This window comes from Streptomyces laculatispora (assembly GCF_017353455.1).
GTDB lineage: Bacteria > Actinomycetota > Actinomycetes > Streptomycetales > Streptomycetaceae > Streptomyces > Streptomyces laculatispora.
This window is the reverse complement of sequence record NZ_JAFMPZ010000231.1, coordinates 7,349-18,752: the sequence shown is the minus strand read 5'-3', so window position 1 is coordinate 18,752 and position 11,404 is coordinate 7,349. Positions and strand designations below refer to the sequence as shown.

General features: G+C 71.9%; 9 protein-coding genes. 3 read left to right on the top strand and 6 right to left on the bottom strand.

Going from position 1 to position 11,404, the window contains the following annotated elements; genetic code table 11:
- Positions 1–90 precede the first annotated feature (90 nt).
- From J1C73_RS13145 to J1C73_RS13135, 3 genes are all read right to left on the bottom strand, one after another.
- Positions 91–996: a metal-dependent hydrolase gene (locus tag J1C73_RS13145; protein WP_207316533.1), complete on the bottom strand. Its 906-nt coding sequence runs from the start codon at positions 994–996 to the stop codon at positions 91–93.
- Between the two features lie 76 nt (positions 997–1,072).
- Positions 1,073–3,043, bottom strand: coding sequence for a hypothetical protein (locus tag J1C73_RS13140; RefSeq protein WP_207316532.1), 1,971 nt, complete (start codon positions 3,041–3,043; stop codon positions 1,073–1,075).
- A 121-nt stretch (positions 3,044–3,164) separates the two neighbouring features.
- The gene (locus J1C73_RS13135) at positions 3,165–3,710 is read right to left on the bottom strand and encodes a carboxymuconolactone decarboxylase family protein (protein ID WP_207316531.1); all 546 of its coding nucleotides are present in this window, start codon (positions 3,708–3,710) and stop codon (positions 3,165–3,167) included.
- A 69-nt stretch (positions 3,711–3,779) separates the two neighbouring features.
- Here J1C73_RS13135 and J1C73_RS13130 point away from each other — a divergent pair, with 69 nt between their 5' ends.
- Together J1C73_RS13130 and J1C73_RS13125 are read left to right on the top strand one after the other, a co-directional pair.
- Positions 3,780–4,298, top strand: a complete 519-nt coding sequence (locus tag J1C73_RS13130) for a MarR family winged helix-turn-helix transcriptional regulator (protein WP_207316530.1) — start codon at positions 3,780–3,782, stop codon at positions 4,296–4,298.
- 146 nt (positions 4,299–4,444) lie between these two features.
- Positions 4,445–6,118, top strand: coding sequence for an alpha-L-fucosidase (locus J1C73_RS13125; RefSeq protein ID WP_207316529.1), 1,674 nt, complete (start codon positions 4,445–4,447; stop codon positions 6,116–6,118).
- On the opposite strand, the gene J1C73_RS13120 is transcribed toward J1C73_RS13125, so the two are convergent.
- Both J1C73_RS13120 and J1C73_RS13115 read right to left on the bottom strand, forming a co-directional pair.
- Entirely contained in the window at positions 6,115–6,762 is a 648-nt protein-coding gene (locus J1C73_RS13120; protein WP_207316528.1) for a response regulator transcription factor, read from the bottom strand. The genes J1C73_RS13125 and J1C73_RS13120 overlap by 4 nt on opposite strands.
- A complete protein-coding gene (locus J1C73_RS13115) occupies positions 6,747–8,015 on the bottom strand; it encodes a sensor histidine kinase (protein ID WP_207316527.1) in 1,269 nt (422 codons plus the stop codon). Before J1C73_RS13115 ends, J1C73_RS13120 begins: the two co-directional genes overlap by 16 nt.
- A 237-nt stretch (positions 8,016–8,252) precedes the next feature.
- Between J1C73_RS13115 and J1C73_RS13110 the strand changes: the two genes are divergently transcribed.
- Positions 8,253–10,385: an MMPL family transporter gene (locus J1C73_RS13110; RefSeq protein ID WP_207316526.1), complete on the top strand. Its 2,133-nt coding sequence runs from the start codon at positions 8,253–8,255 to the stop codon at positions 10,383–10,385.
- A 65-nt stretch (positions 10,386–10,450) separates the two neighbouring features.
- Here J1C73_RS13110 and J1C73_RS13105 read toward each other — a convergent pair whose 3' ends face one another.
- Positions 10,451–11,068, bottom strand: a complete 618-nt coding sequence (locus J1C73_RS13105) for a winged helix-turn-helix domain-containing protein (RefSeq protein ID WP_207316525.1) — start codon at positions 11,066–11,068, stop codon at positions 10,451–10,453.
- Positions 11,069–11,404 lie beyond the last annotated feature (336 nt).

Sequence of the window (11,404 nt, the reverse complement as noted above, 5' to 3'; positions counted from 1 at the left end):
CGATGCGCCGGCGCATCGCCCGCTTGGCGAGCAGCGCGGCACCGGCCAGCACGACGGCGGTACGCAGCCGGGGGAGGGGCAGGGGCATGGTCAGCCGGCTTCCGTGGTGCGGGCCTCGGCGGCGACCGCGGCGGGTGAGTGGGCGAGATAGTCGACGGCCTGCGCCGTACTGCCCTCCTGTGTGGGGTGGTATGCCCGGCTCAGATAGCGCGGGACGGAACGCAGCATCGAGGGTGTGCTGGGCAGGGTGCCGCGCCTGCCGCTGCGGTAGAACTGCCGGAAGGACGCCCTGCCGTCCAGCAGGCTCGGGTCGTTCTCCATGAAGAACCGGGCGCCGCGCTGCCAGAGGAAGGCCAGCGCGGAGAACGCCGTCGCCCAGGTCCGCACCCGCCGCCGGTATCCGCCGTCGACATGCATGAACACATCGAAGGCGACCGACCGGTGCTCGACCTCCTCCGCGCCGTGCCAGCGCAGCAGATCCAGCATCGTGGGGTCGGCCCCGCGCCGGTCCAGCTCCTCGGCGTTCAGGATCCAGTCACCGAGGAACGCGGTGTAGTGCTCGATCGCCGCGATCGTCGCGACCCGCTCCATCAGCCACCACCTGCGTGCCCGGCCCGGCGGCAGCGTCCGGTCGCCGAGCAGCTTCTCGAAGAGCCAGTCGACCTGGGCCGTGTACGGGGTCGGGTCGAGGCCCAGCTCCTTCAGGTGCGGGAGCACGTCGTCATGGGCCTGGGAGTGCATCGCCTCCTGGCCGATGAACCCGATGACGTCCTCGCGCAGCTGCTCGTCGTGGATGTACGGGAGCACCTGGCGGTAGACGTGGATGAACCAGCGTTCCCCGGCCGGGAGCAGCAGATGGAGCACGTTGATGGTGTGCGTGGTGAACGGATCACCCGGCACCCAGTGCAGGGGCGTCCTGTCCCAGGCGAAGGAGACCCGGCGGGCCTTGAGCGCGATCCGCTCCGACGCGGCCGCCGCTGGCTGCGTGTGAGACATGTTGTCAATGTACTGAGGGGTAGGCCCGGGGAACAGGGGCCCGCGGCGAATTCCTGAGCCCGGCCCCGACGGGCCCTCACCGCAGTGCCCCGACCCGGCTGCCGTCCGCGAGCCGCCCGTTCAGCTCCGCCCGGTCACCCGCCCTGGCGGGCACCGCGAGCAGCCGCCCCCGCGCGCGCCCCGTCACCCCGCCCGACGTGGTCAGCGAGGTGAACTGCTCACTGCCCGCCGCGAGCACGTACCACCGGCCGCCGTGCGACTTCCACAGCACGCCCGCCAGTACCCGCGGAGTGCGCGGCCCGCACGCGGGCGAGTCCTCGGAGCGCGCCGCGACGGCCCCCGGCGGACGGCTCCCGGGCGGCGCCAGGAACTGGGCGAGGACCCGGCTCCCGGTACCCCGCCAGGTCTCCGCCCGGGTGCACAGCCACTGGGCCGAACCGTTCCCCTCGGGCAGCGGCTGCGTCGCGTACACCCAGGAGTTGACCGACCGCACACCGTGCGAACGCACCGCGGGCAGCAGGCACGCGGTCCGCGCCCAGCTCCCGAACCCGGCCCGTCCCGCCACATCGTGCGGCTCCGACGGCGGGCCCGAGGTCAGCCGGGCCGGGGCGAGTTCACCGAGATCCGTCATCAGCCGGACCGCCGTGCCGTCGGACAGCTCGACCGCCTCCCAGGACCGGCAGCCGCCCGGGGTGCCCGGACCGGCCGGCGCGTCGGTCACCCCGTCCGGGGAGACCAGCGCGTCGGTCACCCCGTCCGGGGAGCGGTGCAGCGCGCGCGGCGCACGGTCCGGCGCGAGCAGATCCCGTACCGACACCTTCCGTACCCAGGGCGCCGTCAGATAGCGGACCCGGCCGCCCGCGCGCTCCACGACCAGGGCGCCCGAGGATGCCGCGTCCGCCCCGTCGACCCGGGCGAAGTCGAGCGCCGCGCCCCGGGACGGATCGGCGTTGCGCGGCTCCGCGTACCGCACGACGCGCAGCCCGTCGTAGAACAGCGCCACCGCCGACGCGCCCACCTCGCCCGCGTACAGCAGCTGCGGTGCCCCCATCGGCGGCCCCACGGGCGTCCGCGGCGTCGCCGACATCCGGACCCCGCTGCCCGGCCGCGCCCATACCGTCAGCGCCCGCCGCAGCAGCCGGGTGTCCTCGGTGCGGTCGCCCCGGGTGGGCCAGGCGGTGAAGTCGGTACGCGGCGAACGCCGCCAGAACGTCGCCGTCACCATCCGCAACGCCCCTGGATCCAGCGCCTCCTCGGCGGCCGGATTGCGCGCGTACGGCGGCGCGGCCGGGTCCCCGCGCCCCCAGCCGCCGCCCGGCAGCCCCAGCAGCGTCCCGCACACCAGAGCCGCGGCGGTGGCGGCCAGCGCGGCCCGCGCGTATCTGCGGCGGCGCGGCAGGTCCGGCGGCCTGGCCAGGAGTGAGCAGGGGTCGAACTCGGGCGAGGCCAGCAGTGCGTACGGCGCCGGGACCCCGTCCGCCTCCCGCAGAGCCGCGTGCGGATCCGCCACTCCCGCGGCGGCCAGTTCCCGCCGGACCTCGCAGTCCGCGAGCGAGTCGAGGCCACGCAGGACGAGCGCGGCGCGCGCCGGTCCGCTGACCGCCAACAGCCGCTGTTCCAGCGCGAGTTCATCCGCTCCGCCGGAGTGCGGGAACAGCCGCAGGCCCCAGACCAGCGGCAGGACGGGCGGCAGCTGCGCGCGCCGCGGCCACCACCGCAGCCGCCGCGGCTTCCCCGCCGCCAGTGCGTTGCGCAGCACCTGCCGCCGGACGTACGCGTAACCGGGACCGGCCGCCGGTGCGCGGCCGGGACGGCGCGGCAGCGGGAGGCCTGCGCAGTCCGCCGATCCGGCCGCCCTGCGCGCGGCCTGCAGGGAGCGCTGGGCCAGGGCATGGGCCGTCAGGACGCGCCGGGAGCGGCTCGGCGAGGGCGACAGGACGAGATAGCCGAGCCGGACCAGTCGCGGGTAGTGCTCGACGAGTGAGGCCTCGGACTGCTCCGTATCGACCGGGGCAGCGGCTGACGGTACCTCTGGCAGTGGGCGCACATTCAGCTGAACGAGCGAATCGTGCGATGGTCACTCCGGGCGCACCTGCCCGGAGCCGTTGTGCCGCGTGGGCCACGGGCCTGCTGCCGTGGTGGTCCTTGGCCGGACGGTGTCCCAACTCTCAAGCGAACTGCGCGAGTTGTGGATCGATAGGCGCCGCTGTCATCCGGTTGGCCAGGGTCGACATCGTGTAGGCGCCGATCCCCAGTACCACTTCCAGCGCGTTGCGGGAGGTGTAGCCGTGCGACAGGAACGACTGGAGCGTGCCGTCGTCCACGGCCCCGCTCGCCTCGATCACGGCGAGGGTGAACCGCCGTACCTCCTCCAGGCGTTCGTCCGGCAGCGGGCTCCCGCCGCGCAGGGCGGCGATGATCTCGCTGTCCGCGCCGAGGGCGGTGAGCTTCCCGGTGTGCATCGCCACGCAGAGGTGGCAGCTGTTGCGGGTGGCCACCGTCATGATCAGGACCTCGCGGGAGAGCGGATCCAGGGTCGTCGACTCGAAGAGCGCGCTCATCTTGAGGAAGCCGTTGAGCAGCTCCGGCGACGAGGCGAGCCGGCCGACGGCGGCGGGCAGACGGCCCTGCTTCGCGGTCACGGCCGCCATGGCGGGACGGGCGGCGGCGGGGGCGGATTCGAGGGTGTGGTCGGGGAAGGCGGATAGGGGCATGGCTGACCTCTCGCGGTAAACTCGACAACGTGATTGACCAAAAGGTAAACGAGGTTGTCGAGTTTCGCAATGGCTGAGCGCGTGGAGAGGGAGTCGGGAGGGGGCGCGGGAGAGGCCTCTCCGGGCGTCCCCGGTGCGGGCTTCGAGCTGCCCCTGCTGCTGTTCGCCGGCTTCCGGTCGCTCATCGACGACCTGCACCGCGAGCTGGCCGAACAAGGCCACCCCGAGGTGCGGCCCGCCTACGGCTACGCGCTCCAGGCGGTGGGTCGCCACGGGGCGACCGCCAGCGAGATCGGCCGACGGCTGGGGGTCTCCAAGCAGGCCGCCGGGAAGACCGTCGACCGGCTCGAAGGCCTCGGATACGTCGAGCGCGCCGACGATCCGCGGGACGGCCGCCGCAAACTCGTCCGGCTCTCCCCGCGCGGGATCGACGTACTGGTGCGCTCGGCCGAGGGCTTCGACCGGCTGCGCGCCGAATGGGTCCGGGCGCTCGGCGCCGAACGGGTCGCCGCCCTGGAGTCCGACCTGCGCGCCATGGTCCCCCCGGACGCCTTCAGGCTCGATGCGACGAGCTGGTTCAACGGCTGACCGGAGCCGGTGAAGGCTTGGATTTTACCCATAAGAGATAGGACGTATGTGGCAGGCGCCCTTCCCGCGGGCCCCTCGGTGCGGCAACATGCACGCGTCGGTACCCAAGAGATCCGACCACTCGTGGTCGAGAATGGGAGGGAACCATGGCACGACGCACCCATGCGCTCAGCGCGCTCGCACTGGCGGCCGCCGCCGCGCTCATCCCCGTGACCGCCACGGCGCAGCAGCCCGCACCCCGGCAGCCGGCCCCGTCCGGCGCCCCGTGCGGCGCGCCCGTGAGGCCTGCCTCGCAGATGACGGTGGAGCCCTGTGACAGCCCCGGCCGGATCATCGAGAAGGCGGCGAACATCGTCCCCACTCCGGGCCAACTGGCTTGGCAGCAGCGGGAGGTCACCGCCTTCACGCACTTCGGGATGAACACCTTCACCGGCCGCGAGTGGGGCTCCGGCACGGAGGACGAGAAGCAGTTCGCGCCGAAGAGCATCGACGCCGACCAGTGGATGCGCGCCTACAAGGCCGCCGGCGTCGAACAGGTCATGCTGACCGTCAAGCACCACGACGGCTTCGTCCTCTACCCGAGCCGCTACACCGACCACTCGGTCGCCCTCAGCCCCGGCAGCCCCGATGTCGTCGCCCTCTATGTGAAGGCCGCCCGCAAGGCGGGCCTGAAGGTCGGCCTCTACCTCTCACCCTCCGACGGCGCGGAACTCCCGCACGCCTGGCACGCCGAGTGGGTCGAGCAGATCCGGGCCAAGCAGGCCGAGGGCAAACCGCTGAGCCTGCCCGAGCGGATGGCGCTGGAGGACGGCGACCGCGCCCCCGCAGGCCAGGGCCGCTTCGGCAACGGCAGCGCCGTCACCGAGCGCACCATCCCCACCCTCGTCCCCGGCGACGACCGCGCCGCCCGCGTGAAGAGCGGCAAGCTGCCCAGCTTCAAGGTGAAGGCGGACGACTACGACGCGTACTACCTCAACCAGCTCTACGAGATCTTCACCCAGTACGGCCCGGTCGAGGAACTCTGGCTGGACGGCGCCAACCCCTGGTCCGGCTCGGGCATCACGCAGAAGTACGACGTCAAGCAGTGGTTCGACATGGTCAAGGCGCTGTCGCCGAACACTGTCATCTTCCAGGGCCCGCAGGGCGTCCGCTGGGTCGGCAACGAGTCCGGCGTCGCCCGCGAGACCGAGTGGAGCGTCACCCCGCACACCACCGACCCATGGACGGGGCTCGGCAGTCTCCCCAACGACTCGACCGAACCCGACATCGGCTCCCGGGCCAGGCTCCTCGACCCGGCGATCAACTACCTCCAGTGGTACCCGGCCGAGGCCGACGTCTCCAACCGCCCCGGCTGGTTCTACCACCCCGACGAAAAGCCCAAGACAGCCGCGCAGTTGATGGACCTGTACGAGAAGAGCGTCGGGCGCAACGCCTCGCTCCTGCTCAATGTCCCGCCCGCGCCGGACGGCCGGATCGCCGACGAGGACGTCGCCTCGCTGACCGCCTTCGGGGCGGGCCTGCGCAGGGTCTACGGAGCCGATGTGCGCAAGCAGGGGCCGGGGCCGTACACCTTCGACCGGGTCGCCGTCCGTGAGGACATCCGGCACGGACAGCGGGTGGAGAAGTTCACCGTGGAGGCCCGGGTCGACGGGACGTGGCAGCGGATCGCCGACGGCACCACCATCGGCCACGAGCGCATCCTGCCGCTGCCCGCGGCCGTCACCGCCTCGGCGGTGAGGATCAAGGTGCTGGAGTCACGGGCGAAGCCGTACCTGGGGGCCACGACGCTGCACCTCGCCGCCGCGCCGGCCACGCCCTAACCGCGGTCCAGATACGCGAGTACCGCGAGAACGCGGCGGTTGTCGTCGTCGGAGGGCGGCAGGCCGAGCTTCCCGAAGATGTTCGAGGTGTGCTTGGCCACCGCCCGCTCCGTGATCACCATGTGCGAGGCGATCGCCGCGTTCGAACGGCCCTGGGCCATCTGCTCCATGACCTCCCGCTCACGCGGCGTCAGCCCGCCCATCGGCTTGTCCTGCGAGCGCCGCGACAGCAGCTGCGAGATCACCTGCGGGTCCATCGCGGTGCCGCCCGCGGCGACCCGGCGGACCGCGTCGATGAACTGGTCGGCGTCGAAGACCCGGTCCTTGAGCAGATAGCCGATGGCGCCGTCGCCGTCCGCCAGCAGCTCACGTGCGTACAACTGCTCGACGTGCTGGGAGAGCACGAGCACCGGCAGGCCCGGTCTGGCCCGCCGGGCCGCCAGCGCGCACTGCAGCCCCTCGTCCGTGTGGGACGGCGGAAGCCGGACGTCGACAACGGCGACGTCCGGCTGCAACTCGGCGAGGGCTCTGGTCAGTTCCGGTCCCGTCTCGACGGCGGCCGCGATCTCGAAGTCGTACGCCTCCAGCATGCGCACCAGGCCGTCGCGCAGCAGGAAGAGATCTTCGGCTAGGACAACTCGCAAGGGATCTCCATGGTCACCATGGTGGGACCGCCTGCGGGGCTGCTGACGGCCATGATGCCGTCGAATGTACCGAGTCGGCGTTCGACCCCGCTCAGACCCGAGCCCGATCCGGTCGCCGCACCGCCCTTTCCGTTGTCCGTGACGGAGATCCTCAGCATCCCCTCCGCATCGTGCAGATCCACCCAGATCCGGTCCGCGCCCGAATGCTTCGCGGCGTTCGTCAGGATCTCGCTGACCGCGAAGTACGCGGCCGACTCGACCGGGGCCTGGGCGCGACCGCTCAGCTCCACGTCGACCTCGGTCCCGATCGGCATACGCAGCGCCAGCGCCTTGACCGCGTCCCCGAGACCGCGCTCGGCGAGGACCGGCGGATGGATGCCCCGTACGAGATCGCGCAGCTCCGTGAGCGCCTCCGCGGACGACTCGCGGGCCATCACCAGGAGCTTCTTCGCCTGCGCCGGGTCCTTCTCGATCAGTGCCTCGATCGTGCCCAGATTCATGCCCATGGCGACCAGCCGGGCCTGCGCACCGTCGTGCAGATCGCGCTCGATGCGCCGCAGCTCCGAGGCGGCGGTGTCGACCGCCTCGTGCCGGGTCTCGGTCAGCCGGTCGATGCGCAGGGCGAGCTCCTGCTCATGGGTGGGGGCCAGCACCGAGCGGGCGATCACGAAGTGCGCGTGCAGCAGCCGTTCGCTCAGCAGTACACCGGTGGCGAAGAGCGCCACCCCGAGCGCCGCGGCGGCGAGCGCCGTCGCCTGACTGTCGACCGGGACGAACCCGTACCAGTACCGGTCGTGCGTGAAGACCCGCCACAGCCCCGCCGCCAGGACGAAGCCCTCCACCGGGTAGATCATCAGCGCCGCCGCCAGGATCGACACCACATAGCCGGCCGTCATGTCGACCAGGAGCCACTGGAGGTCCCGCCAGGTCGCCGGGTCCTTCAGCATCAGTCCGGTCCGCTCCACCTGTCCGGTGAACCCGCTGCGGACATCCGTCGGGAAGGGCCGGTACGGGACCGGGATACGGACATCCGACCAGGTGATCGCCAGCAGCCGGCGCTGATTGGCGTGCTTGCGGACCGCCGTCAGCACGTACGGGGTGGTGACCAGGCCGATTCCCAGCGGGATGAGGGAGATGGAGACCACCGCCAGCACGAACAGCGTGACCGACCCCACGATCGAGGCGAACGACAGCACCAGCCCGCGCCCAGCGGCCAGCAGCGCGGCCCTTGTCCGTCCGTGCGGCGTGTTCATATCGGTCCCTCTTCCCTCGCCGGCACTCGTGGCAGCCCCGGTCCGCACACAGTCTGACGCCTCGGGCGGCCGAGGTGTCAGCCGTTTCGACACCCGGCCGGGGTGTACCCAGCACCACCCCCGTTACCTCGCCCTACGTCACGCGGAGTGGGGGTTCCAGCGGCTGGGGCGGCGGGCCCGGGGTTCCTAGATTCGAGGTGTCTTTTCCGACGACTACCTTCAGGGGGCGAACCCGCCATGAGGCGCAATCTCGCGGCACGTATCGGTGTGTGGAGCGCACACCACCGAAAGACGGCCATTCTCGGCTGGCTGCTCTTCGTCGTGCTCGCCGCGGGCATCGGCGGTGCGTCGGGCATGGTCGAGATGACCAACGCGGAGAACGGCGCGGGCGACTCGGCGCGTGCCGAGCAGATCCTCTCCGACGCCGGCCTCAGCCACCGGTCGGGCGAGCTGGTCATGGTGTCGTCGGCCGAGCCGGACGGCTGGCGGACCGCGGCGCGGGAGCTGACCGCGGCCCTCGGGAAGACCGGTGAGGTGACGGGCCTCGCGGCTCCGGTCGCCTCCGGGAACGGCAAGGACGCACTGATCACCTTCGAGATGAAGGGGGACGCCGCCACCGCGTCCGACCGGGTGCAGCCCGTCCTGGACGCCGTCGAGGGGGTCCAGAAGGAACGGACGGACGTCACGGTCCGCCAGTTCGGCGACGCCAGCGCCGGGAAGTGGCTCGGCGACCTGCTCTCCGACGACTTCAAGAAGGCCGAGTTCACCGCCGTACCCCTGGCGCTGGGCATTCTCCTGGTCGCCTTCGGCGCCGTGGTCGCGGCCCTGCTGCCCGTCGGGCTCGCGCTGACCGCCTGCCTGGCCGCCTTCGGTCTGCTGTCGCTCGCCAGCCACCAGCTGCACCTCTTCCAGACCACGTACTCCGTGATGTTCCTGATGGGCTTCGCCGTCGGCGTCGACTACTGCCTCTTCTACCTGCGGCGCGAGCGGGACGAGCGGGCGGCGGGGCGCGACGCCGAGACGGCGCTGCGGATCGCCGCCGCGACCAGCGGCCGGTCCGTCCTGGTCTCCGGGCTGACCGTCATGGTCGCGATGGCCGGCATGTTCCTGTCCGGACTGCTGCTGTTCAAGGGCTTCGCACTCGCCACGATCATCGTGGTCTTCATCGCCATGATGGGCTCCGTGACGGTGCTGCCCGCACTGCTCTCCTGGCTGGGCGACCGGATCGACGCCGGACGGGTGCCGCTGCTCAACCGGCGTGGCAAGCGGGGTACGAAGCAGAGCGGCCGGATCGCCGGCAAGCTGCTGCGCCCCGTCCTGTCCAAGCCGAAGTTCTTCGCCGCCGCCTCGGTCGTCGTGCTGCTCGTGCTGGCCGCGCCCGCCCTCGGTATGAAGACCGAGGAGCTCGGCCTGGAGAAGCAGTTCGGCTCCAACTCCCAGCTCGCGGTCGCCTACCGCAACATCAGCGAGGCCTTCCCCGGCGGGCCCGCCCCGGCCCAGGTGGTCGTCGAGGCGGACGACATCGAGGCACCCGGCGTACGCGAGGCACTCGACGGCTTCGACAAGGTGGCCGTCCACCGGGCGCAGAACGTCGCGGAGATCGAGATTCCGCTGCCGCACGGCGAGAGCGATCTGACCGAACTGCGCGAGAAGCGGCTGCCGGCCGCGTTCGACGGAACGGGCGCCCGTGCCTATGTGACCGGTGAGGTGGCCGGGTCCACGGACTTCAACGACCAGCTGAAGCGCGGCATCCTGCCCGTCTTCCTCTTCATCACCGCGGTGACCTTCCTGGTGATGCTGTTCTGCTTCCGCAGCTACGTCATCGCCGTCACCGCGATCCTGCTCAACCTGCTCTCGGTGGGCGCCGCGTACGGAGTGATGGTCGCCGTCTTCCAGCACGGCTGGGGCGCCTCGCTGATCGGCTCGGAGGGCGTCGGCGCGATCGAGTCCTGGATGCCGCTCTTCGTCCTGGTCGTCCTGTTCGGGCTCTCGATGGACTACCACGTCTTCGTGGTCTCCCGGATCCGCGAGGCCCGCGGCCGCGGTCTCTCCACTCCGGCCGCGATCGACGAGGGCATCCGGCGGACGGCGGGTGCGGTGACCGGCGCGGCCGTGATCATGGTGGCGGTGTTCTCGGTCTTCGGGACGCTGTCCATGCAGGACATGCAGCAGATGGGCGTCGGCCTGGCCGTCGCGGTGCTGCTGGACGCGACGATCGTCCGGATGGTGCTGCTGCCCTCCGTGATGGCGCTGCTCGGCGAGCGGAACTGGCGGACCCCGCGCGGACTGTCCCGGCTGCCCGCCCTGGACCACAGCGAGCCGGAACCCGGCCCCGCGGCGGACCCGGTGGCAACGGGGCTGCGCGGCTGAACCCCGGCACCCGCGGTGGGCCCCGGCTCCGGTACGCACCGGAACCGGGGCCCACCGCGCGCTGCTCAGGGCGCGTACTTGTACCCGACGCGCCGCACCGTCTGGATCGACCGGCGGTGCTCGGCGCCCAGCTTGCGGCGCAGCCGGGCGATGTGGACGTCGACGGTGCGCCCGTCGCCCACATGCCCGTAGCCCCAGACCGTGGTGACCAGCTGGTCGCGGGTGTGCACCCGGTGCGGGTGCGCCACCAGATGCGCGAGGAGCTCGAACTCCAGGTAGGTGAGGTCGAGCGTGTTCCCGTTCACCGCGGCGGTGCGCTGGACGGGGTCGATGCGCACCGGACCGGTGGCCGGGTCCTCCAGCAGTTCCGGCACCACGTACTGGGCGGCCCCGGCCGCCGCGGCCGCGAGCGCCGGCTGCTGGTCGGCGGGGACGAGCACCAGATAGCCGACCATCGGCGGCCGGCCCGGCCGCGCGGGCAGGGTGTGCTGGGGTGCGGGCAGCCAGGTGGTGCCAGGCGCCAGGAACGCGGCCACATCGGCCGGCTGGAAGACCTCGTCCGGCGCGACGGCGCGCAGCCGGTGCCGGTTGGGGGAGGGCGGACGGGTGGGGGTGGCCGCAGCGGTCGCCGTCTGCGCTGCGGTGGCAGCGGCTGCGGCGGAGAAGGTACGGGTGTTCGCCATGAGGGTCAGCTCTTTCGCGCGAAGGAGTCGTCTGTGGACGGACTTGCTGCGTGCGCGCGGACCGAAGACCGGGGTGAGCGGCTTTAGAGGGCCAGCGCGTTCAACGCGCGGCAACACACCCGGTCGAAGTCGTGATGCTGACGGGAAGGCCAGAAGGGCTCGAGGTCGCTGCGACCTGTCGAGGTGTGCTGGAAGCTGGCCATGCCCCCATTGAACCAGAGAAAACGACCCCGCAGCAGACCTCTCCCACCCGTCGATACGGACCCTTTGCGTTACCTTCCTCACCTCGGGCGCCCGTGGATCAAGCCTCCGGCGCGGACCGGACTCCCCGTCCGG